General features: G+C 36.7%; 28 protein-coding genes. 1 reads left to right on the forward strand and 27 read right to left on the reverse strand.

Annotated features, from left to right (window positions below; genetic code table 11):
* Nucleotides 1-129 precede the first annotated feature (129 nt).
* The 10 genes from panD to DN408_RS24600 form a co-directional block, all read right to left on the reverse strand.
* Entirely contained in the window at nt 130-513 is a 384-nt protein-coding gene (panD, locus tag DN408_RS24555) for an aspartate 1-decarboxylase (protein ID WP_000490176.1), read from the reverse strand.
* 12 nt (nt 514-525) lie between these two features.
* Complete coding sequence (panC, locus tag DN408_RS24560; RefSeq protein ID WP_002126472.1) at nt 526-1,374, reverse strand: pantoate--beta-alanine ligase; 849 nt, start codon at nt 1,372-1,374, stop codon at nt 526-528.
* Entirely contained in the window at nt 1,374-2,210 is an 837-nt protein-coding gene (gene panB / locus DN408_RS24565; protein WP_147740426.1) for a 3-methyl-2-oxobutanoate hydroxymethyltransferase, read from the reverse strand. The genes panC and panB overlap by 1 nt, the downstream gene beginning before the upstream one ends.
* Nucleotides 2,211-2,552: 342 nt before the next feature.
* Complete coding sequence (locus DN408_RS24570) at nt 2,553-3,533, reverse strand: biotin--[acetyl-CoA-carboxylase] ligase (protein WP_002086594.1); 981 nt, start codon at nt 3,531-3,533, stop codon at nt 2,553-2,555.
* Nucleotides 3,518-4,711 carry a CCA tRNA nucleotidyltransferase gene (locus DN408_RS24575; protein ID WP_002086595.1) on the reverse strand — a complete coding sequence of 398 codons (1,194 nt, stop codon included), beginning with the start codon at nt 4,709-4,711 and terminating at the stop codon, nt 3,518-3,520. The genes DN408_RS24570 and DN408_RS24575 overlap by 16 nt, the downstream gene beginning before the upstream one ends.
* Entirely contained in the window at nt 4,698-5,843 is a 1,146-nt protein-coding gene (gene bshA, locus DN408_RS24580) for an N-acetyl-alpha-D-glucosaminyl L-malate synthase BshA (protein WP_002086596.1), read from the reverse strand. Before bshA ends, DN408_RS24575 begins: the two co-directional genes overlap by 14 nt.
* Nucleotides 5,840-6,544, reverse strand: a complete 705-nt coding sequence (gene bshB1, locus DN408_RS24585; RefSeq protein WP_002011848.1) for a bacillithiol biosynthesis deacetylase BshB1 — start codon at nt 6,542-6,544, stop codon at nt 5,840-5,842. Before bshB1 ends, bshA begins: the two co-directional genes overlap by 4 nt.
* Before the next feature lie 11 nt (nt 6,545-6,555).
* Nucleotides 6,556-6,951, reverse strand: a complete 396-nt coding sequence (gene mgsA / locus DN408_RS24590) for a methylglyoxal synthase (protein ID WP_000684753.1) — start codon at nt 6,949-6,951, stop codon at nt 6,556-6,558.
* A 14-nt stretch (nt 6,952-6,965) separates the two neighbouring features.
* The gene (gene dapB / locus DN408_RS24595) at nt 6,966-7,766 is read right to left on the reverse strand and encodes a dihydrodipicolinate reductase (protein WP_002126457.1); all 801 of its coding nucleotides are present in this window, start codon (nt 7,764-7,766) and stop codon (nt 6,966-6,968) included.
* Nucleotides 7,763-8,107 (reverse strand): nucleotide pyrophosphohydrolase, encoded by a 345-nt coding sequence (locus DN408_RS24600; RefSeq protein ID WP_002011846.1) that lies wholly within the window; start codon nt 8,105-8,107, stop codon nt 7,763-7,765. The genes dapB and DN408_RS24600 overlap by 4 nt, the downstream gene beginning before the upstream one ends.
* A 391-nt stretch (nt 8,108-8,498) precedes the next feature.
* Here DN408_RS24600 and DN408_RS24610 point away from each other — a divergent pair, with 391 nt between their 5' ends.
* The gene (locus DN408_RS24610; RefSeq protein ID WP_113937060.1) at nt 8,499-9,380 is read left to right on the forward strand and encodes a YitT family protein; all 882 of its coding nucleotides are present in this window, start codon (nt 8,499-8,501) and stop codon (nt 9,378-9,380) included.
* Nucleotides 9,381-9,408: 28 nt separating this feature from the next.
* Here the strand turns inward: DN408_RS24610 and DN408_RS24615 are convergent, their stop codons facing one another.
* The 17 genes from DN408_RS24615 to hepT all read right to left on the reverse strand — a co-directional run bounded on the left by DN408_RS24615 (nt 9,409) and on the right by hepT (nt 25,171).
* Nucleotides 9,409-10,059, reverse strand: a complete 651-nt coding sequence (locus tag DN408_RS24615) for a uracil-DNA glycosylase (protein WP_002011844.1) — start codon at nt 10,057-10,059, stop codon at nt 9,409-9,411.
* 133 nt (nt 10,060-10,192) lie between these two features.
* Nucleotides 10,193-10,873, reverse strand: coding sequence for a zinc metallopeptidase (locus DN408_RS24620; RefSeq protein WP_002086606.1), 681 nt, complete (start codon nt 10,871-10,873; stop codon nt 10,193-10,195).
* A gap of 105 nt (nt 10,874-10,978) precedes the next feature.
* Entirely contained in the window at nt 10,979-11,764 is a 786-nt protein-coding gene (ypjB, locus tag DN408_RS24625; RefSeq protein WP_002126445.1) for a sporulation protein YpjB, read from the reverse strand.
* A 107-nt stretch (nt 11,765-11,871) separates the two neighbouring features.
* Nucleotides 11,872-12,558, reverse strand: a complete 687-nt coding sequence (gene lit / locus DN408_RS24630) for a lipoprotein intramolecular transacylase Lit (protein WP_002064533.1) — start codon at nt 12,556-12,558, stop codon at nt 11,872-11,874.
* Nucleotides 12,559-12,583: 25 nt separating this feature from the next.
* Nucleotides 12,584-13,174, reverse strand: a complete 591-nt coding sequence (lhaT, locus tag DN408_RS24635; RefSeq protein ID WP_002126441.1) for a lipoprotein heptaprenylglyceryl N-acetyltransferase LhaT — start codon at nt 13,172-13,174, stop codon at nt 12,584-12,586.
* A 512-nt stretch (nt 13,175-13,686) separates the two neighbouring features.
* A complete protein-coding gene (gene qcrC, locus DN408_RS24650; protein WP_002011836.1) occupies nt 13,687-14,454 on the reverse strand; it encodes a menaquinol-cytochrome c reductase cytochrome b/c subunit in 768 nt (255 codons plus the stop codon).
* A 43-nt stretch (nt 14,455-14,497) separates the two neighbouring features.
* A complete protein-coding gene (gene qcrB, locus DN408_RS24655; RefSeq protein WP_000932700.1) occupies nt 14,498-15,172 on the reverse strand; it encodes a menaquinol-cytochrome c reductase cytochrome b subunit in 675 nt (224 codons plus the stop codon).
* Nucleotides 15,173-15,685, reverse strand: coding sequence for a menaquinol-cytochrome c reductase iron-sulfur subunit (qcrA, locus tag DN408_RS24660; protein ID WP_002011835.1), 513 nt, complete (start codon nt 15,683-15,685; stop codon nt 15,173-15,175).
* A gap of 144 nt (nt 15,686-15,829) precedes the next feature.
* A complete protein-coding gene (locus DN408_RS24665) occupies nt 15,830-16,285 on the reverse strand; it encodes a YpiF family protein (protein WP_002126440.1) in 456 nt (151 codons plus the stop codon).
* Between the two features lie 153 nt (nt 16,286-16,438).
* Entirely contained in the window at nt 16,439-16,975 is a 537-nt protein-coding gene (locus DN408_RS24670) for a ReoY family proteolytic degradation factor (RefSeq protein WP_002086615.1), read from the reverse strand.
* Nucleotides 16,976-17,048: 73 nt separating this feature from the next.
* Nucleotides 17,049-18,311, reverse strand: coding sequence for a tetratricopeptide repeat protein (locus DN408_RS24675; RefSeq protein WP_002086616.1), 1,263 nt, complete (start codon nt 18,309-18,311; stop codon nt 17,049-17,051).
* 107 nt (nt 18,312-18,418) lie between these two features.
* Nucleotides 18,419-19,693, reverse strand: coding sequence for a 3-phosphoshikimate 1-carboxyvinyltransferase (aroA, locus tag DN408_RS24680; RefSeq protein WP_002126437.1), 1,275 nt, complete (start codon nt 19,691-19,693; stop codon nt 18,419-18,421).
* Nucleotides 19,694-19,850: 157 nt separating this feature from the next.
* On the reverse strand, nt 19,851-20,963 hold the full coding sequence (hisC, locus tag DN408_RS24685; RefSeq protein WP_002188988.1) for a histidinol-phosphate transaminase: 1,113 nt from the start codon (nt 20,961-20,963) through the stop codon (nt 19,851-19,853).
* Between the two features lie 116 nt (nt 20,964-21,079).
* Nucleotides 21,080-22,165 (reverse strand): 3-dehydroquinate synthase, encoded by a 1,086-nt coding sequence (gene aroB / locus DN408_RS24690; RefSeq protein ID WP_147740427.1) that lies wholly within the window; start codon nt 22,163-22,165, stop codon nt 21,080-21,082.
* Nucleotides 22,165-23,337, reverse strand: coding sequence for a chorismate synthase (gene aroC, locus DN408_RS24695; RefSeq protein ID WP_002126430.1), 1,173 nt, complete (start codon nt 23,335-23,337; stop codon nt 22,165-22,167). The genes aroB and aroC overlap by 1 nt, the downstream gene beginning before the upstream one ends.
* 300 nt (nt 23,338-23,637) lie before the next feature.
* The gene (gene ndk / locus DN408_RS24700; RefSeq protein ID WP_000415879.1) at nt 23,638-24,084 is read right to left on the reverse strand and encodes a nucleoside-diphosphate kinase; all 447 of its coding nucleotides are present in this window, start codon (nt 24,082-24,084) and stop codon (nt 23,638-23,640) included.
* Between the two features lie 124 nt (nt 24,085-24,208).
* The gene (gene hepT, locus DN408_RS24705) at nt 24,209-25,171 is read right to left on the reverse strand and encodes a heptaprenyl diphosphate synthase component II (protein ID WP_002011823.1); all 963 of its coding nucleotides are present in this window, start codon (nt 25,169-25,171) and stop codon (nt 24,209-24,211) included.
* Nucleotides 25,172-25,209 lie beyond the last annotated feature (38 nt).

The raw sequence follows: 25,209 nt of genomic DNA on the forward strand, positions 1-25,209 counted from the left end.
TATGTAACACCTCAATTTCTTACCTATCAAACACAAAAATTATATAATGTTACTATACCACGTTTTACCTCATCTTAATGAAAAGATGCACAAAAAAGCTATCTCCTTAATTAGAGATAGCCTTCCTACTTATAATATCGTGCCAGCTTTTTCAGCACCTAACATTTCAATAATTTGATTATCATCGTCTAATACTGCAATTTTCGGCTCTTGTTTATGAATATTTTCTTCTGCCACTAAACCATAGCAAATAATAATAACTTTATCACCCGGTTGTACAAGCCTTGCAGCTGCACCATTTAAACACACAACACCGCTACCGCGCTCTCCTTTAATAACATATGTCTCTAAGCGAGCTCCATTGTTGTTATTTACAATTTGTACTTTTTCATTTTCTACAATATTTACCGCATCCATTAAATCTTCATCAATTGTAATACTACCTACATAATTTAAATTTGCTTCTGTTACAGTTGCACGATGTAACTTCGCTCTCATCATTGTGCGAAACATAGATGCTCCCCCTTATTTCCCCATTAATGTTATATTGTCAATTAATCGTACATTTTCAAACTTAACCGCAATCGCTAAAATGATTCTTCCTTCAATTTTATTTATTGCTTTTAATGAAGGATATGCATATAAATCAGCATAATCTACAGTGCCTTTCGTATACTTCTCAATATGCTCTTTCACAAGATTCATAATGATTTCCGGATTACGTTCGCCTGCCTCAATTCGTTCTTTCGCTATACATAGACTGCCGTATAAATGAGGAGCCTCTTCACGTTCTTCTAGTGATAAATACACATTACGAGAACTTTTCGCTAATCCATCTTCTTCCCTTACAATATCAACTGGTACGATCGTAACGGGAATATTAAAATCAGTTACGAATCCTTCAATTACAGCTACTTGCTGTGCATCTTTCATACCGAAATAAGCACGCGTTGGCAATGTAATATTAAATAGTTTCATTAGTACAGTCGCAACACCAGCGAAATGACCAGGTCTTTGTTTGCCACATAATACGTCGGTACGCTTCACAACTTCTACTGTTGTCGTTTGTTCTGCTGGATACATCTCTTCTACACTCGGATAAAATAAATAATCAACACCATTTTCTTTTGCTACATTTTCATCTCTATCAATATCACGTGGGTATCGATCTAAATCTTCATTTGGTCCAAATTGTAGTGGATTTACAAATACACTTAAAACTACAATTTCATTTTCTTCCCTTGCCTTACGTAGTAACGTAGCATGCCCTTCGTGTAAATACCCCATCGTTGGAACAAAACCGATACTTTTTCCACTTGTACGAAGTTCGTTTGTAATTTGCTGCATCTCTTGCACTGTAGTTATGATTTTCATTATTGTTTTCCTCCGTATAACGCTAAGCACTCTTCCTCTTTCATTGTGAATGAATGTTTTTCTTCAGGAAATTGCCCTGTCTTTACTTCAGTAACGTATTGCGAAATCCCTCGCACAATCTCCTCTTGAACAGACGTATATTGCTTCACAAATTTCGGAACACGATTTACGCCGTACGAGATAAGATCGTGGTATACAAGAACTTGCCCATCTACTTTTTGTCCTGCTCCAATTCCGATTGTAGGAATTGTTAACTGCTCTGAAATAATTTCTGCTAATTGCATTGGCACACATTCTAGCACAAGTGCTATCGCACCAGCTTCCTCACATTTCTTTGCATCTTCTATTAATTTTTTTGCACTTTCAGCATCTTTCCCTTGTACTTTATACCCACCTAGCACTCCTACAGATTGAGGAGTTAAACCTAAATGCGCCACAACGGGAATTCCCGCATTCGTTAAGTAGTGAATAGTTGATATAACTTCTCCAGCACCTTCTACCTTTAATGCATGTGCCCCGCTCTCTTGAACAATGCGACGTGCATTAATCATCGTATCTTGCGATGAGACATGATAAGACATAAATGGCATATCAGTTACAATAAACGTCTCTTTCGCTCCGCGGCGTACAGCTTTCGTATGATGAATCATATCCTCTACTGTTACTGGAACTGTTGAATCATACCCAAGTACAACCATTCCTAGAGAATCACCCACTAAAATCATATCGACTTTAGCTTCTCCTGCTAATTTAGCAGATGGATAATCATACGCCGTTAGCATTGTAATCGGCTCACCTTGCTCTTTCATTTTCAAAAAATCTGTTTTTGTTTTCAAAAACTACTCCTCCTTTATGCAGGAGAGAGGAGATGGCCGAAATCATATAAAAAACCCCTCTGGCCATAAAAGGGCAGAAGGGTTGTGTGTTAGTCGGCATTATTCATCCCTCTGTCCCAGTCCGTTATTGGATCAAGGCAGAATCCAAATTATTATTTTTTCATACTGCGTAAAATAATGGTGCAGTTCGCTTTGATACTGCCCATATTCGAAATAATTATAGCAAACTCTGAAAAGGAATTGCTACATTTTTTCGAAAAAATAATTTTTTATCCCTATTATGGTATGTGAAATTTATTAGTATCTAAATGACAAAAAGAAGCTCCAAAATAGGAACTTCTTTTACTTAATTTCTATATCAGCAGAATGAATGTGGTGCACTTGTCCTTGATGATCCTCAAGTAACAATACACCATCCTCCGTAATTCCTTTTGCTAGCCCATTAATAGTTTCCTTCATCGTTCGAGCTGTAATTTCTTTTCCGATACTTACTGCGTAACTTTCCCAAAGAATTTTAATAACAGAGAAGCCATTTTTTAAATACTCTTCATACAATTTCTCTAGTTGCAAGAAAATTTGTTGCATAAGTTCCGCACGAACAATCGGCTTACCCGATTCAATTGCTAATGAAGTTGCAATTTGCTGAATTTCCTCATCAAAATGTTCTTGTTTCTGATTTGCATTAATGCCAATTCCCATAATAACAGCATTAATTTTATCTGGATCAGCTTGCATCTCCGTTAATATACCGACAGCTTTTTTACCTTGAATTAAAATATCATTCGGCCATTTAATCCCTACGTTTACACCGGTACATTTTTCAATTGCTTGCGCTACGCTAACAGCTGCTAATAAAGTAAGCTGTGGTGCATGATGAACTGGAATCGAGGGACGCAAAATAATACTCATCCAAATTCCTGTTCCTTTTGGGGAATACCATTTTCTACTTAAACGTCCTCTACCTGCTGTTTGTTCTTCAGCAACGACAATTGTTCCCTCTTCTGCGCCTTCATAAGCAAGTCTCGCTGCAATATGCTGAGTAGACTCAACCGATTCTTCAAAATAAACCGTTCTACCGATACGCTCTGTTTGTAATCCTAATTGAATCTCATTCGCAGTTACTTTATCTGGTTTACTAGCAATTCGGTACCCTAAGCGGCGTACAGCTTCTAGTTCATACCCTTCATTACGAAGGTCCTCCATATGCTTCCATACAGCGGTTCTCGAACAACCAAGTTTGTCACTAAGTATTTGACCAGATACAAATGCACCATCTGCTTCAGAAAAAACTTGTAATAACTGCTTTCTTATAGTAGATTGCATCTTTGTAGCCACTCCCTTATATCCTCTTTCTTATTAACTAAATCTCCTTGTACGATTGCTTCTTCAATATTTTGAAGCATTTCGGCAACCCACGGACCTGGCTTTTTATCTGTCCAGCTTAATAAATCATTACCAGTCACATTCATTTCTTGACGATTTTTTATCGGCAATGCATGAAATAATGATTGTACTTGCTTAACAGACGCACTATTATAACTTTCTATTATCGCTTCATATACTCTTTCCGCCATCTCAGCGATGCGAATCCCAGTTTTATAAAGAAGGATTGTATCCCACTCCTTCTCCTTTCTAGAACGAATTGCTAATAAAACCGCTACGATATCTTTAATCTTTTTATTCGAGAACTTCCATTGACGCAAAAAGACAGATGGATGCTCTTCTCCGATACAATATAAGAAAAATGCCCACGCCTCAACGTCTGTTTCGAAAGAATCCCATTTATACTGCGTAGCTTTCAAGAGTCTTTCTTCTGACATTTGCAAATATGGCAGATGAGAAAATAGCTTAGTTTCTACTAACTCTTGAAGACCATTCACACAATATGTACCGGTCAACAATTTTTCAAATTCAACTGTAATTCTTTCAATCGCTATATGTTCGAGCAAATGCCCATACGTTTCAATTGCTTGTTTCGTCTTTATTTCCAAAGAGAAACCTAACGTACTTACGAACCGAATACCACGCATCATTCGCAGTGCATCTTCTTGAAAACGGTCTGCAGCATCTCCAACCGTTGTAATTTCCTTCAGACGAATCGCTTCTTTCCCAGCAAATAAATCAACCATTTCGCCTTCCTCTGTCATTGCAATTGCATTCATCGTGAAATCACGTCGTTTTAAATCCTCTTCTAATGAACGGACAAATTGAACACTACTAGGTCTTCGAAAATCTTCATATTCGCTTTCTGTTCGAAAAGTAGTTACCTCATACGGTTCACCATTTTCTACAACAATTACAGTTCCATGCTCAAGACCAACCGGAACATGTCTTGGGAAAATAGCCATTACTTCTTCTGGTAAAGCAGATGTTGCGATATCGATATCTCCAATCGGTCTATCGATAATAAGATCGCGTACACTTCCACCAACGAAGTAAGCCTCATGTCCGTGCTGTTTTAACATCTCAATAATTGAACTAGCTTTTTTAAATCTTTCCATTCTTGTCATCCCTTAGTATGTCATAATAAATCGCCTCATACTGTGAAACGATTTTTTCCGAACGAAACTGCTCATATACAGATTTCATCGCTCGCTCTCCCATATTACGGTGAAGTTCTTCATTTTCTAGTAGCTGAATTGCTTGCTTAGCTATTCCGTCTGTATCTCCAACTTCACATATATATCCTGTTTCACCATGTTGAATGACCTCTGGAATGCCCCCAACCCTCGTTCCGATACTAGGCACACCACACGCCATCGCTTCTAATATAACAAGACCAAAACTTTCCTTTTCTGATAAAAGTAGCATTAAATCACTCATCGCAAGAAGCTCTGCAACATTATCTTGCTTTCCTAGGAATAAGACACGTTCCTCAATATGTAAACTTTTCACCAATTGTAAAATAGTACAGAACTCTGGTCCATCACCAACAAGAAGCAATTTCGCATCTACTTCCTTTACAATTTTGGCAAATGACTGCACAACATCCTGTACACGCTTAACCTTTCGGAAATTTGAAATATGAATCAACACTTTTTCATTTTCTCGTATACCATATTCTTTTTTTAATTGAGACATATCACGTTTGAAATAAACACGTTCATCTACAAAATTGTATACCGTCTCAATTTCTTTATCTGGTTTTACAAGTTCATTTGTTTCTTCAATTAACGAATGTGACACAGCTGTAACAACATCAGATTGTTCAATACCAAAGCGAATTAAATTATTTAACGAAGGGTCGGAACCTAACACAGTAATATCCGTTCCATGTAAGGTCGTAACAATTTTAATACGCTCCCCAATCATTTGTTTTGCTAAATATGCACAAATAGCATGCGGGATTGCATAATGCACATGTAAAATATCAAGGTTTTCTCTTTGAGCAACCTCTGCCATTTTACTCGCTAATGCTAAATCGTAAGGTGGATATTGAAAAACAGAATATTGATTTACTGTTACTTCGTGAAAATAAATGTTCGGGTACACTTTATTCAACCGAAATGGTACACCCGATGTAATAAAATGAATTTCATGCCCGCGTTCCGCCAATTGCTTTCCTAACTCTGTCCCAACAACCCCAGAACCACCTACAGAAGGATAACATGTAATACCTATTTTCAATTTCATTTACATCCCCCTATTAAATCAGCATGTAATAAAACCGGTTTCTTACTCATAAATCCTTCGGCATACAGCACTCCAACTTCTTTCCCAAACATCTTCTCCCGAGCGATTACAGTTTCAACGTATCCTTCGGTTAATGGCGTCTTAACACCATCACTCCCTGTTGAAAACTGACTTTCATACGCTTCTAACGCTTCCACCTTTTTAGAAAGGTATTCACTAATATCTATACAAAAATTCGGTTTATGAAAACCATTAATCATATAATTATAAAACGACTCTACACGGTGCGGCGGAAGTTCAGGCATATATTTACGAATTCCCGCTGAAAAGATAGCTTCTTCCACAAGTTTCGCGCAATTAGCATGGTCTGGATGACGATCTTCGTAATATGGTGCGAAAATTAGTGTTGGTTTATATGTGCGAATAATCTTTACAATTTCACGTATATATTCTTCTTTCATATACAAACCACGGTCTGGCATTGCTAAATTAATTCTCGTTTTTACTCCCATAATACGAGCTGCAGCCTTTGCTTCTTCTTTTCTTAGTTCTACCGTTCCATTTGAAGAAAGATCAGCTTCTGTTAAATCGCAAATGCCTACTTCATATCCTTGCTTCGTATACTTTGCAATGGTACCTGCCATGCCGATTTCAACATCATCGGCATGAGCACCAAACGCTAATATATGTAATCCACTCATAATTGTTCCCCTCATTTTCTTAACTTTCGGTAATCTAAATCTCCCCGCTCTAATGCATGCATTAGCATTTCAGCACTTGCCATATTTGTTGCTAATGGGATGGCGTATACATCACATAAACGAAGTAACGCATTAACATCTGGTTCATGCGGCTGGGCTGTTAGTGGATCCCGGAAAAAAATCACCATATCCATCTCATTTTTTGCAATCATTGCACCAATTTCTTGATCTCCACCAAGAGGACCGGATTGATATCTTGTTACAACTAAACCAGTTGCCTCCATAATACGAAGTCCTGTCGTTCCTGTTGCAAAAAGTTCATGTTTTTCAAAAATTGGTTTATATGCGTATGCGAACGAAACCATATCATCTTTCTTTTTGTCATGTGCGATTAAGGCAATTTTCATCCGTTGTCTCCCCTTTAGTCGATAATATTTTCTAAACCGTACACAAGATGATCAAGGTTCATTACTGTTTCAATTGATAGTTTTACACCTGACATAAATGATGCACGGTTGAATGAATCATGGCGAACTGTTAACATTTGTCCATCTCCGCCGAACATTACTTCTTGGTGTGCAATAAGCCCTGGTAGACGTACGCTATGAATGTGAATACCGTCTACATTTGCACCACGTGCCCCTTCTAATTGTTCCGTTTCATTAGGGTGCCCTTGCTCTTTTGGTACACGATTTTGACGGATTAATTCTACTGTTTTTACAGCTGTACCAGATGGTGCGTCTAATTTTTGATCATGGTGTAATTCAATTACTTCAACATCTTGGAAGTACTTCGCTGCCATTTGAGAGAACTTCATCATAAGTACTGCACCAATCGCAAAATTTGGAGCGATAATTGTTCCTACTTCTTTTTCTTTTGCATTTTCTGTTAATTGCTTTAGTTCTTCTTCAGTAAATCCAGTTGTACCAATAACTGATCGAAGTCCACGTTCAACTGCAAGTGTCACATGTTTCTTTCCAATTTCTGGTGTTGTTAAATCTAACAATACATCTGCTTCTACTTCATCTAAACAAGTATGTAAATCCGCGTAAATAGGTGCATCTAGCGCTGGCATTCCCGGTAAATCAGAAATTTTTTCTCCGCCATGCTTATAATCAATTGCTGCTACTAAATTGAAATGCGCTGTTCTTTCCATAAGAAGGACTGCTTCATATCCCATGCGTCCTCGTGGTCCAGCGATAATTACTTTAATTTCTTTCATGCGTCTTTCTCTCCCTCATCAATACGTGTCCAACGATCTTTATCACGTGTATTAAATTTATTCATTACAATGTTATGCGCTGTTTCTAAATCAATATTTAAACTATTTGCCATACAAATCATAACAAATAAAACATCTCCAAGCTCTTCCTCAACACTTCGTTCTTTCTCAGTCGTTTTCTTTGGTTTCTCACCATAATAATGATTAACCTCTCTTGCAAGCTCTCCCATTTCTTCAGTTAAACGAGCCATCATTGCAAGCGGACTAAAATAACCTTCTTTAAATTGACCGATATATGCATCTACTTCTTTCTGCATATCTTTCATCGTTTTTGCTTCCATACTAGTCACCTCTTATTCCTTCCTCTTTCATGTTAGCCAATTCATCGCGATTTGACAAATATTATTCCCTCATATCACTATTTACGACTCTTTTTAGGATAGACTATAATAAAGTGAAACTTCTTTTGCGTGATTTTTGCAAAAGATCAGCCTGAACCAATCGGGTCCCTGCGGCTGGTTCGACCTTTTCTTCTTCGCTTTTCCCTCTACCAGCCGTTGGGACGGGATAAAGTGAAACTTTCTTTTGCATTTTTTCCGCACAATATCAGGCTGAACTAATTAAGCTCTTATACCATTCTCTATTTTTACTATCAACTAGAAATAACTTATTATTATGTTCTATCGTTTAAGAGGAGCAATGCAATCATTACATAATTAGGGGGATTTCTAAATGACATCAAATTTGAAGATTCGAAATATCATTTTTATTTTAATCGGTTCCGCTATTTTTTCTTTCGGTATTGTGAATATCAATATTGAAAATCATCTTGCAGAGGGTGGATTTACCGGCATTACGCTATTATTATATTTTAAATTTTCACTTGATCCTTCCTATACAAACTTAATTTTAAACGTCCCTCTATTTTTCATTGGCTGGAAATTACTCGGCCGAACAACATTTTTATACACATTAATCGGTACATTTAGCGTCTCTTTATTCCTTTGGGTGTTTCAGCGCTACGAGGTTCTCAACTTACATTTAAACTTGCAAAAGGATATGACACTGGCTGCTTTATTCGCTGGGGCATTTATCGGCATAGGACTTGGAATTATATTCAAATACGGCGGGACTACTGGCGGTGTTGATATTATCGCAAGGCTAGCTCACAAATATGTTGGCTGGAGTATGGGAAAAACGATGTTTATGTTTGATGCGGTCGTTATCATTATCTCTATTCTTACATATTTATCATATCGTGAGGGCATGTATACGTTAGTTGCTGTTTTTATCGGGGCTAAGGTTATTGATTTCATGCAAGAAGGTGCTTATGCAGCAAAAGGAGCAACTATTATTTCTGATAAAAACGATGAAATTGCTTCAAAAATTTTATCAGAAATGGAGCGCGGAGCAACCTTTTTAAAAGCAGTTGGATCCTATACAAAAATAGAACGTAATGTACTATATTGTGTTGTTGCTAAAAATGAAATCGTAAAATTAAAAAATATCATTATTTCAGTAGATCCACATGCCTTTGTCGCTGTAAGTGATGTACACGATGTTGTTGGTGAAGGATTTACATTAGATGAAAATAAAAAACCGTTACATAATTAAATTCAGCTAGAAAAGCTCTGTAGCTTTTCTAGTTTTTTATTATAAATCTTTTAAGTTTCTCCAAATCCTCATAAATAAGCTCCAACAAACTCCGATTATAGAAAATAGAAGCTGGATGAAAGGTCGGAAAAATATGATATTCTTTTTCTGACCAAATAAATTCTGTACTGCTGCTATCTTTCAATCGCTGCACAGGTTGCTTTAACAATTCTCCATGAACATCCGTAATTTTATTATTTTTACCAACTAAACGCTGTAATGCAATATTACCAAGTGTGACAATAACCGGCTGTTGTATAAATTCCAGTTCATAATCTAGCAAAGGTGCATGGGCAAGTATCTCACCTTGATTCGGTGTTCTATTGTACTTCTTCTGTATTATTTCGCCATTTCGTTCCCTTTTCTCTCTCCATTTATAAGGTCTACTCCGGACCGCACTCGTAATATATACTTCTTCCCTTGTAACGTGAATACGTTCTAAAAATTCCATTAAATGTTTTCCCGCTCTCCCACTAAATGGAATCCCATTATGAATTTCTGTTTCACCAGGTGCTTCTCCAACAAGCATTAATTTCGGGTTTTTAGGGCCCTGTCCACTTAAAAAACCTTCTAATTGGTATGTAGCACTACGCTCCTTCACTTGTTTAACTAAATAATATGGATATTCTATGTCCGTCACCTTCTTTCATCATTCCATACTTATCTTTATTTTAACTAGTTCTATACCCCATATTCTCTCTATTATTTCCATTTGTAACATATTATAAGATTCAATCCACAAAACAAAAAAAGACTATCAAAATTGATAGTCTTTAATCGTCGCTACGCTGCATACCAGTATAAATTAATACGAGACGTAATAATTCAAATACTGCTACAGCAGCTGCTGCTACATATGTTAATGCTGCCGCATTTAATACTTTACGAGCTTGACCGTACTCATCTGTTGATACGATACCAAGTGCTTCAATTTGTTGCATTGCGCGTTTTGATGCATCAAACTCAACTGGTAATGTAACAAGTTGGAAAATAACACCTGCTGCCATTAAAATAATTCCTAGTAACAACAAACCAGACATTTGTGCAAATACACCAATTAGGACAAAAACCCATGACATGTTTGAACCAAAATTAGCAACTGGCACTAACGAATGGCGTACACGCATAAAGTTATAATCTTTCGCATCTTGAATTGCGTGTCCTACTTCATGTGCTGCTACAGCTGTACCAGCAACTGAATGACCATAATAGTTATCTGTCGATAATCTAACCGTCTTTACACGCGGGTCATAATGATCTGACAAATGACCTGGCGTTTCTTCTACGGCTACATTGTACAATCCATTTTCATCTAAAATTTTTCGAGCCACTTCCGCTCCTGTCATACCTGATGTTGAATAAACTTGTGAATACTTGCTATAGGCACTACGTACTTTTGACTGTGCATACAACGGTATGATCAAAATGATCGCGAAGTAAATTAAATAAAACATCATAAACCTCCATTGAAGTTTTAATTATAGTACTTCTCATTCTATTTTTTTCTTCCACCGTTGTCAATAAATAAACCTTACAATCCGTATCTTTATTTATGCGTATTATTTATCTTTAGAATGCAAGTTGCTTCTCCGCTTCTCTCTCTCCCCTTTATACTTTCTCCATCCAACATACGTTAAAGTGAACAAAATAAGTCCTCCAGTAATTGTCATAAACCAAATGAGAGAGGGAGCAATCTCATCTTTTTTTACTGTATGAAATATTTTTTGCAAATCACCTTTAATAATCCCTAGTTGCATTTGTCCACCTTTCGTTTTTAACATAACGTTACGAAATTCATCCAAATAAGATAAATGTGCATTTACACGCTGCGCTTCGTTTTCTGGCAGAGCAATCATTAAACTAGGATAAATAATATTAAATTCATTTAAAAATGTATTTAGCGTCTGTTGGAACTGTCCATCATCGTCTTTTTCCATCGCCTTTTCTACTTGAGAAAAAGCATTCATTATCTTTCTTTCTCTTTCCATCCAAAGTGGCTGATATTTAGATACTTGTGCATCAACAGCAAGTTGTAACGCTAACATATTATCCACTTTAACTTGCCTATCTGAATCTTCCGCGAGAGATTGTTTCGCCTTATCGTATGCTAAAGAAACGACTCTAATTTGTCCCGGAGTTACTTTTGAATTATTTTCATTCTCCTTTGATAGAAATTGCTCTGAGAAATGGTACAGTACTTGTATTGCCTTTTCATCTTCTTTTTTCTTCACTAACTGCAAAGAGTCATCTAGCAATCCAGTTAGTTCACTCCACTCTTCAGCATATATACGTACTGGAAACATTATAATTAGAAATGCTATCAGTCCAATTAATGTTCTCTTCATCCCGGTCCCCCCTATAACTACTAGTACAAAATATGTGGAATTGGACAAGAATAGAACAGAACAAAACCAAAAAATATATTATCTCTATGAAAACAAAAAAATTCTCTTTAAACAGAGAATTTTTTCTTTGAAACCCTTTTCTTTTTCACTAAATATTTATACACACCGTAACAAAGCATACTACCACCTAAAATCAATAATAAAATAATACATGCAGCATGCATAAAGAATTCTTCCGGTAACATTAAAATAACCGGATCTGTTTCAATATCAAACATCCAATAATCATTGCTAAATAAAAGCTTATGAAATAATACGAAACTCTTTTCAAAATTAATAGCAATTGGTAACGTAAGAGCTATTGGAAAAATAATTGTAAGAATCGCTCCGTGAAGTAAAAACTTTTCTTTTTTCTTTTTTAATAAATACGCTCCTCCTAATACAGCAATTACAATCGTTCCATACATTATATATTGAATCTTTACTAAAATATTTTTAACATCTACAAAATGAATGCGTCCATTTGTGGACATATCTAATGTCGGCAATTGTAATGCACCTTCATAAAACGGCGATAAATATGTAATAAGCACATCATAGTTTCTCTTAATTTCATCTTTCGTCATATCCGCTAAATCTGGAATATTTAAAAAATCAATTTCAAAATAATACAACCATTTTCCATATACAACTACCGTTGTCGCGAGAGCGAAAACAGAAAATGCTATGCTATAGGAAACTACTAAAGTGATCAATCGATCCAATATGTTTATACCGCTCTTATTTTTCTTCATTTTCTCCCCCTAAATGTCCTCACCATCATAAAGAAAACTGTTTTCGGTTCTCACGTAAGCAATAATAATATGTAATACACAGTACAGCAATACTTAACCAAAACGTAAAATAACCAATTTTCTCTACAAATAAATGCATAATCCCATATCTCGGCATTTGCCAAAATAAATAATCAATTGCATCATTATGTAATGTCCATATGCCAACTACAGTGAAGTGCCATTTTTTTATCCGATAAAACGGAGCATATAACATTCCCTGCACTGCCATCGCAAAATGAGATAACATTAACATATATCCCATAAGGCCAATAGGGCCTTTTACATAAATCATAATTGCATTTACAACAACAGCCCAAACACCATATTTTATTAAAGTAACTATCGCTAGCGCTTCTATTAACCCCCAGTTCTTCTTCATCAAAAAAGCAATTAAAACAAAGACAAAAAAGAGAGTCGCCATAGGGCTATCTGGTACAAACGGCCAAAATATAGGTGAGGTTTCTTTTAATTGATTTCCATACCATATGAATCCGTAAATTGTACCTAATATGTTAACAACCAATAAAAATAATAGTACCGAACGTTGCCTTAACATTGCATACAAGTAAGCCAATCTGTATGTCCAACACCTTTCAAACAAAGTAATTCTTTCATCGAACTCTACTCTATTATATAGCAAACTTTCCGTCATCGTAGAGTAGAAAACTGAAACAGATTAAATTTTCTTTAGAGATGGCTTTGCTATCCCTTTTCTGTTTCAGCTTCCCCTCATCAAACCGTACGTGAGGTTTTCCCTCATACGGCTTTCCGATGCTCTTCCTTCTTTAGCTTTCAGTTTGTTCTAGCTTCCTACTTTCACGAGTGTGTATGTTATTTTCTTCATCAAGTCCTTGATACGACCATGTTTCTTTCGAACATTTCTTTTCTTATTCCAGAAAAGGTTAAGCCGTTCTAAGACGTACCAATCTATTTTACCGAGCCACTTCTGTCCAATTGAAGATAGGCTATAATAATTTTTGAATCCTTGTAGAATTCTATTTAAACCTTTCACCATCAAACAGTGCCCAGCTTAGCTGGGTACGCAAAATAAAAAGCTGACCACAGATTTTGTAGTCAGCTTTTCTATTATTTTTTATTATACTTTGCAACGAATTCCGAAAGCTTTTTCAGTTCCTCATCTGTACCTTTAAATACACCTTTAGGCATTGAACCTTTTCCATCTTTCGCAATTTTAGCGATTTCTTCTGGTTTTAAAGTTAAGTTTTGCAAAGCCGGTGCTGCCGCTCCGCCCTGTAAATTGTCACCATGACATGTTAAACAAGTATTTTTTTGCATCAACTTGTAGCCGTCATCATTTTTATCAACTGGTGCTGTTTTTACAATTGCTCCTTGTTTTTTTGCAGCTTCCCAATCGTGGTGTGCTACAGATTCCCAAGTTAAAAAAATAATCGATGCAATTGCTAAAAGCATAAACCCCGTTGCTACAGGACGCTTCAATGGTGCTCTTTCTGGGCCTCGATCTAGAAACGGAGCTAATAGTAACGCTCCAAACGCAATCCCCGGCATAATAAACGCACCAATTACAGTAAATGAGCCTGAAGCATACGAATACTTTAATAACTGATACAAGAATAAGAAATACCAATCTGGAAGTGGTATATATCCTGCATCTGTAGGATCCGCCATTCTCTCAAGCGGTGACGGATGCGCCACTGTTAAACATAAATAACCGACTAAAAAAACTGCACCAACCATCCATTCTTTTAACAAGAAATTCGGCCAAAACGCTTCTGTTTTCCCTGGATATTCAGAATAATCTTTTGGAATATTTGGTTTCCGGGCTACTGGTACCCGAGAATCTCCTACAAACTTCATCCCTTTGCCGCGATGCATAATCTCCCTCCTTTTGTTCTTTCCCCTTTAATTTAGCAATCTCTTATAGCGGACCGGAAATACCTTGTTTGCGAATCATGATGAAGTGGAAGGCCATTAAACCTAGAAGTGCTGCTGGTAAGAAGAAGACGTGAATAGCAAAGAAGCGAGTTAATGTTTGAGCGCCAACGATTTCGGAATGACCAGCGAGTAATGTTTTAATATAAGGACCAATGAGCGGCGTTTGCTCTGCAATTTGAATCCCTACTTTCGTAGCAAATAACGCTTTCATATCCCACGGTAATAAATATCCGGTAAAACCAAGACCTAACATAACAAAGAAAATAAGAACACCAACAATCCAGTTTAACTCACGAGGCTTTTTATACGCACCTTGGAAGAAAACTCTGAGTGTATGTAAAAACATCATTACAATTACGAGACTAGCACCCCAGTGATGCATACCACGAACAATTTGCCCGTAAGCTACTTCATTTTGTAAATAATAAACCGACTCCCAAGCATTTTTAATATCCGGCACATAATACATCGTCAAAAACATTCCGGACAAAATTTGAATTACTGTAACGAAAAAGGTAAGTCCTCCAAAGCAATAGACGAATGCAGAAAAGTGATGTGCCGGGTTAACATGCTCAGGTACTTCATGATCAGCGATATCACGCCATATCGGTGTAATATCTAAACGTTCGTCCACCCAATCATAAATTTTATTTAGCATCTACTTTGCACCCCCTCTTGGCTTCGCTTTTCCTAAATACAGCGTTCCATCTTTCACTTTAGACTCGTACACATCAAGCGGAGCAAGAGGCGGTGTGCCTTTAATGTTCATCCCATCTTTTGTGTAACGTCCCCCGTGACACGGGCAAAAGAATTGATTAGGATGTGCTTTGTCCGAATTCCAGTTCACTGTGCAACCTAAATGTTTACATACTGGAGAAAACGCAACAATTTCTCCACTTTCATCTTTATGCACCCAAGCAGATTTTGGCTCTTCAGACTTGTACCACCCGTCAACCTGCTTCACCTTAAAATCGAAGCGCTTCGGCTCTGTTGTAATATCCTTTACTTGTCCAACAGCAACCATATCTGTTCCCGCTTCTTTTCTTAACACCGGATCAAGCGCAAACCTCGTCATCGGCATTAAAATACCCGCCGCCATAAAGCCTCCTACCCCTGTAAGTGTGTAGTTTAAAAACTGTCTTCTTGACACACGATGTTCTTTCTCGCTCACGAAAATTTCCCCCCTCTATCAGAAATTGTCCCCTCGTGAAAAAATTATATAAAAAATAAAAACTAGGACACTATCATGATATAATACCCTCTTGTATAGGTCAATATCATACTACTCATAATAATAAGAACTTTCTGTTTATTATTATTTTATCCATCTTTCTTCCAACATTTCCATAATATTTTTTATGTGTGCACGAATAACTTCCCTTTTCGCTTGGTCACTAAATTGGTCTAATGATAACGATGGAAACCAAAATAAATCACCCTGCACATCTCTCATATCTTCTTTCCATGAAAAGTCACTTGTCACATAGGCAATATGCTTAAAACCTTGCCTTTGCAAATGATCTGTCCATTCTTGCAAACGGTCTTTTTCATTCTTTTGGCTCTCTACCAAATACGTAAATGCGGGCAGTAAAAGCACTCTTCCTTTATACTCCCTTTCCAACTCCATACTCAAAGCCTCAATAAATTCACCTTGCTCTACAACCATTTTCATCCCTTTTGCTGCCGAAATAGACAAAAGGGGTATAATCCCTGTATCTACATACTCCCTCGCTTGCTCAAACTGTTCTACATCTTTTACAATCCATTTCACCTTTTCTCCCCTCCTCCATTTGAAATAACAGAACTTTCACTTTATATATATTAAACCATACTAAAAGAGGTAAAAAAAGAAAAACTACCTATTATTAAGTAGTTTTTCTTAAAAAGTCTGAATTTCGTAAAGATTACATAATCAAAATGAATTCTATAAAATCTTCAACTCTGCTGTTAACCTATGAAATGCTTCCTTATCTTGCTTATCCAAAGCTTCATCAATTTGTTTCAAAAGACGTTCTCTTCTAAATGAGAATACACTTTCTTCTAAAAATCGTTCTGCAAGCAATCGATCTTTTTCATTCACTTCAATATGCTTTGGCAAATATGGGTTTTCTTCTAATACAGCTACATAGTTTGCATTTTGGAACGATGATTTAAAATTAAGCTGAATATAAATATCCTCATCTCGATTCAAACGAATATCATGAAACGATTTTTCTGCATCTGTTGTCATTACATTTTGTTTGAAAAAGTGAAACGGTGTGTCTTTCACACAATTTGCTGACATTACTAAGCCACGCGGACAATATTTTGCATGTTCTACGAAGTGGACTTTATGCATTAATTGATCGTGACTCATTAAATAATTCAAAATCCATACACATTCACGCTGTTTCAGTTGGTAATTATTCAAAAACCATTTTACAAAATCCTTCTTCTCGTTTACAGAAACAGGGGTATTCATAGCGATTAAGTCCCTCCTCTGTCTTTCTCTTTTCTTTTTAGATTCAAGAAGCGGCATTCAGTTTCCTTCCAACTTATGAAAAATCCTCTAAATTATATAACAATTCTTCAATATGAATTTGTGTCGGGTCTAGTTGTATTAACTGCGTAAATACTTCTTTCGCCTCTTTTCGCATTCCTTCTTCTAATAAGAAATAACCGTACTCTTCCAAGAAATCTGGATGATTCTTAAAAGAAGTATATGCACTTTCATAGTGTTTTAATGCATCCGAATACATTTCTAATTGTTTTTTTGCAAATGCAAGATCCCAAAGTAGTTGTGTATCTGGTTCTCCACTGTCAATTGCACGCTCTACAACTGCAATTAGCTCTTCGTATTTCTCTTGTTCTTTTAAAATATACGCATATTTTAATATCGCACCTAAATGTCCCGGATCTAGCTCCAGCGCTTTTTGAAGCACTTCTTCTGCCTCCGCTATTTTACCTAATTTCGCCGCAATATTCGCTAATTCTACATAGAAAGGAACAGACAGCTCATCTACTTTAATTCCTTCTTGAAGTGTTTCATAGCTTTCTTGAAGCATGCCTTCTTTTTCATAGCTTTTCGCTAAATACATGTATAACGATGCGTATTCAGGATCTAATTCTTTTAATTCTTGCCAAGCACCAATTGCTCTTTGATATTCTTCTCCTTGGTATAATGTGAAGGCATATCCAAATAATGAGTGAATATCTTTTTGCTCTTCTAACCCCGCTTCATAGTAAGAGATTGCCTCTTCCCAGTTTCCAATAGCACTTAAAGTTTCTGCTAGACGAAGCGCAATGACAACACCACCCATAACTTTATGTTCTGCTAGTAACGATTCATAATAAGTGATCGCCTTTTGCTCTTCACCTTTACTACTATATAATTCTGCTAACCCAAACGTAATAACAGGTTCGTCTGGCATCATTTCTTTCGCCTTTAATAGTTTTTGTTCTGCTACATCATCAAAACCTTGCATTTGGAATAAATCCGCTACAAGTAATAACGATTGAACATATAAATCATCGTTTTCTGGAATATCATGAAGCACTTCAATCGCTTCATCTTCTTTATCTAAATCAATATATAATTCTGCTAAAAATACCGTAAATTCACTTTCTTCCGGATATAGCAAGCGTAAGTCTTCAGTAATTGCTAACGCCTCATCCATAAACCCAAGTGTATGATAGTAACGAGCGATATCATACTTCTCTTCATCATTAGCAACTCGTAGTTGTTCTTTTAATAATTGTAATCCTTTTTCTGCTTCACCGTTTTCAATATAAGAAACAGCCTGTTCAAACTTTTGCATAAACGTCTCCTTTAATTCAAAAAATATTCTCTTCTGTTCATTTATCATAAGCAACTAGGTGTAAGAACGCAACCTTTTGAGTGAACTACCTCTTCCTATACTTTCTCTCATAGCGCAGCTAATTGTTCGAAAAATTCCGGATACGATACAGCGACCGCATCACTATTCTCTATTTTCACTTCTCCATCTATAATACACGATGCGATTGCAAGCATCATCCCAATACGATGATCGCCGTGACTATTAACAGTATTTCCTTTTAAACTTTGTTTACCATATATAATCATACCATCTGGTGTAGCTTCAATCTTCGCACCTAATTTGCCTAATTCATCTACAACCGTATCGATACGATTTGTTTCTTTTACTTTTAACTCCTCAGCGTTTTTAATAACAGTAATTCCTTCTGCCTGCGTTGCTAATAAAGCAATTACAGGAATTTCATCAATTAATCTTGGAATAAGAGTTCCACCAATTTCTATTCCTTTTAGTTTAGATGTTTCAATCGTAATATCCCCGCACGGTTCAAACTCTTCATTTCTAATATGATCGATAGAAATAAGTGCACCCATCTTTGTTAATACATCTAAAACCCCTGTTCTCGTCGGATTTAAACCAACATTTTCCAATACAAGCTTACTATTTTGGACAATTGCACCAGCTACTAAGAAAAATGCCGCCGAAGAAATATCCCCTGGAACTTCTATGTCTGCACCTTTAAGTTGTTGTCCACCTTGTAATGAAACAGTCCGTCCATTAACATCTACGGTACAACCGAATGCACGCAACATTCTTTCCGTATGATCACGAGATTGCATAGGCTCTGTTACCGTAGTAATCCCTTCCCCTTGCAAACCCGCAAGTAAAACTGCTGACTTCACTTGTGCGCTTGCTACTGGTGAATGGTAATGTATACCTTTTACCTTACCACCGCGAATAGATAAAGGTGTATATTGTCCGTTTTCTCTACCATCAATTTGAGCATTCATCTGACTAAGCGGGTCTGTAACACGTTTCATAGGACGTTTTCCAATTGATGCATCACCAATTATCGTACTATGGAACGGCGTATTTGCTAAAATCCCAAGCATAAGACGAATAGTCGTCCCTGAATTCCCCACATCTAATACTTCTTTCGGTTCTTGTAAATTATGTAATCCTTTACCGTAAATCGTGACATCGTTACCAAACTGTTCAATCTGGACACCTAGTTTTTGAAAACATGCAATTGTACTTAAACAATCTTCTCCTAATAAAAAATTTGATACTTTCGTCGTCCCTTCCGCTATCGCTCCAAACATAACAGAGCGATGCGAAATAGATTTATCTCCTGGAACAACAATTTTCCCATTCAAACTATTTTTTCGTCCTACTAGTTTCAAACTGTATCCTCCTCACATTTTAAATAAGTTATATGTACAATAGTTCTTCTTATACGTCTACTTCTATTGTAACGTTTTCTTTCTTGAACGTGCAAACAACTCCCCTTATTGCAGTTCAAATGAAAAAGGCTCCTGTAACAGGAGCCTCCACCATTTCTTAAGAATATGTTTCTTCTTTCTTCACTTGTTCTTTTACAAGTTCCGTAAGTAATTCAATAATCTCATCATTTTCTTCTTTTAATCCAACAGTAATACGAATACCATCATGCATACCAAATGCTGCACCAGAACGAACGATATATCCTTTTTTCATTAATCGTTCGAAAGCTTCATTACCAGGTATACCAAGTTTCAAGAAAATGAAATTCGTTTGAGATGGATAGTAGAATACGTTATATTCCTTACAAAATGCATAATATTGATTTAATCCTCCGGCATTTTTCTTCACACACTCTTGTAAAAACTGTTGATCCTCTATTGCCGCTAATGCTACCGCTTGGGCGATAGTTGATGTGTTAAATGGTAGTCTTGCTACCTCTAGCTGCCCAATAAGCTTTGCATCACCAATCGCATATCCAATACGAAAAGCAGCTAATCCATATGCTTTTGAGAATGTGCGTAGCACCATAAGATTTTCGTACTTTTCAAGAAGAGGTAATGTTTGCGGATAATCTTCTGCCCCAGCATATTCATAATATGCTTCGTCCATAATAACGAGCGCTGACTTTGGAACTGATTCTAAAAATGAAAGTAATTTTTGTTTTTCTACATATGTACCTGTCGGATTATTCGGATTACAAACCCATACAATCTTCGTTTTCTCATCTACTTGTTGTAACATTGCATCTAAATCGTGAATGCCATCTTTAAGTGGTACTTCACGAACTTCTGCTCCTTCAATAACAGCATGGTGATGGTATTGCGAGAACGTAGGGTTCGCCATTACAACATTTGTTCCATTATGTAGCAAAGCACGACTAATCATTTGAATGACTTCATCTAGCCCACTACCAAATAAAAGTTGTTCCGCTTTTACACCTAAATGCTCTGCTACTTTCTCACGAAGCTCAAATGCCGCCCCGTCTGGATAGAGTGCATATTGATTAGCTAACGAAGTTAATGCTTCTGTCACACGCGCAGAGCAGCCAAACGGATTTTCATTCGATGCTAGTTTCACAATTTTTGACAATCCGTATTCTCTTTTTACTTCCTCAATATTTTTCCCAGGTACATATGCTCTCAAAGTTAACAATTGCTCTTTTACTCTCACTTTTCTTCCCCCAGTCATTGATATGATTTATAATGTCTTACTGTCATCTTTAATCATAACCGTCACCATTACGAGAATACCTTTAAATATGCATTTCATACCTGTTCTATGACTTTTTACACCATATCCTTTTGAAATGCTTCTAACGCAATATGAACAGTCTCATCTGAAATAGATACGACATTCACTCCCCCATATTCCTGCATAAGCACCATATGAATTGTTCCAGCATTTGCTTTTTTATCTTGTTTCATCAACTGAACGAGACGTTCTACATTCAAGTCACTTGGCATTTTTGGATAACCGTATTTCAAGAACCACTGCTTCATTTCTTCATAAGAAAGATCAACTTTGTACACTTGCTCACTTAAAAACATAGCAAATAGCATGCCAACCGCTACTCCATCACCGTGAGTAATATTCCCATATCCTAACTCTTTTTCAAGAGCATGTCCTAACGTATGCCCAAAATTCAAATGGGCACGTACACCTTTTTCTGTTTCATCTTGCGACACAATATTCGCTTTCACAGGAATCGCCTTCGTTAATATATGAATTAACTTTTCATCACGAAGATTCGTTAACGTTTGCACTTCTTCTTTTAACCAATGATATAGCTCTACATCACCAATAAGAGCATGCTTTATCACTTCTGCATAACCTGATCGCCACTCTTTTTCAGGAAGTGAATGTAAAAATGGCGTATGATATACAACAGCTTCTGGCTGATGAAACGCTCCAATCATATTTTTCCCTAGTGGATGGTTAATTGCTACTTTCCCGCCTACTGCGCTATCGTGAGCTAATAAAGTCGTTGGAACTTGGACAAAGCGAATACCACGCATAAACGACGCGGCAACAAATCCAGCCAAATCTCCAATCATTCCGCCTCCAAGTGCGATGATTAAAGAATTTCTATCTAATTTATTTTCAAGAGCCGAAGTGTGAGCCTCATAGAAATTTTCAAAAGACTTCTCTTTTTCGCCACTCGGTACAACAAACGAAAATACTTTTTGCTCTACTTGCAATGCATCAACAACTGTCTGTAAATGCAGTGATGCAACAGCTTCATCAGAAATGATCATTATGTTAGATACTGCAGGATTCATTTTTTGAATAAGCGTTGTTAAGTGTGACAACGCCTCCCTTCCAACATGTACATCATATTCTTTTGATTTCGTTTGAATATGTATGTTCTCCATTAAAATCCCCTCGCATATTCATTATGTTTCTCAATATTTTCACGTATAAGATCGATACGATCTAATCCAAATTGTTCAATTAAAGCTGTTGCGAGCTCCCAAGCCACAACAGCTTCAGCCACAACGCTAGCTGCTGGCACTGCACAACTATCTGAACGTTCAATACTCGCTGTAAAAGGTTCTTTCGTATCAATATCAACACTTTGAAGCGGTTTATATAATGTCGGTATCGGTTTCATAACACCGCGCACAACAACCGGCATACCAGTTGTCATACCACCTTCTAATCCACCTGCATTGTTCGTTTGTCTTCTGTACCCTTGCACTTCATCCCAAAGGATTTCATCATGCACTTCACTTCCAGGTCTATGTGCTGCTTCAAAACCAATTCCAATTTCAACACCTTTAAAAGCGTTAATACTCATAATTGCCGCTGCTAATTTTGCATCTAATTTTCTATCATAATGTACATAGCTACCTACTCCAATTGGCATTCCTTCTACAACTACTTCAACAATACCACCGATAGAATCACCATTTGCCTTCGCATCATCAATTGCTTGCATCATCTTTTTACCGGCCTCTTCATCTAAACAACGTACAGGAGATGCTTCTGTAGTACTTTGTAATTCCACAATAGAGTTATATTTAATATTTGCTGCCTGTACACCACCAATCTCGATAACATGTCCCGCTACTTGTATACCTAATTCCGCTAATATTTTTTTTGCAACTGCACCAGCTGCAACACGAACTGTCGTTTCACGTGCTGAAGAACGCTCTAATACATTCCTCATATCTCTATGACCATATTTAATCGCACCATTTAAATCTGCGTGTCCAGGTCTAGGTTTCGTAACTTGCCTTTTCATTTCTTTCTCTTCCTGCTCAGTTAACGGCTCTGCACCCATAACCTTTGTCCAATGTGTAAAATCACGATTTTCAACAACAAGTGCAATCGGTGACCCCATCGTCTTCCCATGCCTAACACCACTTACAATTTGCACTTGGTCTTTCTCAATTTGCATGCGTCTACCGCGTCCATATCCTTTTTGTCTTCTAGCTAATTCTTCATTTATATCATTCGCTACTAAAGATACCCCTGCCGGAACACCTTCTAAAATTGTCGTAAGTTGCGGACCGTGGGATTCACCAGCTGTAATATATCGCATACGTTATTCCTCTTTTCGCATATGTATTTATCCCGCTACATAAAGCAGCTATATTATCTTCCATCACTCTTTAAAATACAAAGAAATTATATAGTAAATCTAATGTTTGCTTTCCCTACTTGTAATTGTTCGATTATTTTCATAATAGTAGACCTTTTACTTTACATACCAATATATCATAACAGCCCTAACTTCGTAACTGATCGAAATAAAAAAAGTGCAAGAAGAATACCCCTATTCTTCTCACACTTTTTACTATTATCACAGTTATTAAAGCGTTTACAAATTATTTCAAAATAATTAGTAAATCCATTGATTCATTAATTTTGAGTAGTCTACTAATTCTTCTTCCTTAAAGAAAATAGCAATCTCGCGTTCTGCACTTTCTAAAGAATCCGAACCGTGGATAATGTTTTTCGCAACAGTTACACCGAAATCTCCACGAATTGTTCCAGGAGCAGCTTCATGTGGTCGTGTTTTACCCATCATATTGCGTGCTGTATCTACTACACCTTCACCTTGCCATACCATTGCGAATACAGGACCAGATGTAATAAAGTCTACTAATTCACCAAAGAAAGGTCTTTCTTTATGCTCACCGTAGTGTTGTTCAGCAATTTCCGGAGTAACTTGCATTAATTTTGCACCAACTAATTGAAAGCCCTTTTTCTCAAAACGAGCTACAATTTCCCCAATGAAGGCACGTTGTACACCGTCTGGTTTTACCATTAGAAATGTTTTTTCCATAAAAAATCTCTCCACTTCTGAATTATGTATGTAATTGTATATCCCCACACACATATTAACACCCTTATCACAATTGCGCAATAGTTTTGAAATAGAGAGATTATTTTATTTTTTAGACAAAACACTAAAATTTTCGTTTTCCAATATACTTTGCGACATTTTGCAACGCATACTTCGCCTGTCCACGAGGGAGTGGTTTTATTATTTCTAATGCTTTATGTAAATAACGTTCACTAAACGAAAATGCTTTATCAATAGCTTCGCTCGCTTTAATATCATCAATAATTTCTTTCATTTCACTTGCTGTTGTATTTTCATGCACAGATGTAATTTTTTGACGAAGAACTGGATCTTCCATGGCATACAAAACAGGTAATGTAATGTTACCTTGTAATAAATCACCACCAGCAGGCTTTCCAAGCTTCTCTTCTGTCGATACGAAATCTAAAATATCATCAATAATTTGATAAGACATACCAACAAAATATCCGTACCAAAATAGACGATTTACAGTATCACGATTAGCACCAGCAGCAATCGCTCCCAACTGACAACTTGCGGCGATTAACAATGCTGTTTTTCGTTTTATCCTTCTTAAATACGTTCTTAAATTTTGATCATAGTTATACTTATCTTTAATTTGTTCGATTTCACCTTTACAAACTTCTAAAATTGTATGAGACAACGCTTGATGTGCATCTGGAATTTCTATATTTGTTATACATTCAAGAGACTTCGCAAACAAGTAGTCTCCTGTATACATTGCAATACGATCTCCCCATTTCGCATTCACTGTTGCGCTACCGCGTCGTAAAAACGCAGCATCAATGACATCATCGTGAACAAGCGAAGCCATATGAATTAGTTCTAATGCAACCGCAACATGCTTAATTGCATCTAACTTATAATCCCCAAATTTCCCTGCAAGCAAAACAAAAACAGGGCGAATCCGCTTCCCACCTGCTTCAATAAGCTGTAATGCCGCTTCTTCTACTAACGGCTGCTCAGAAGCAACTGTCTTCTTCAATTCTTTTTCTATAACATTAATATCCGATCGTAAAAAAGAGTACATAAGTTGTAACTTCATATTGTTCACCTTAACCTAAAACGTCTTTTTTCTATTTT

Origin of the sequence: Bacillus sp. AR13-1 (assembly GCF_008042285.1) — a bacterium.
In the GTDB taxonomy this organism is placed as follows: Bacteria; Bacillota; Bacilli; order Bacillales; family Bacillaceae_G; genus Bacillus_A; species Bacillus_A mycoides.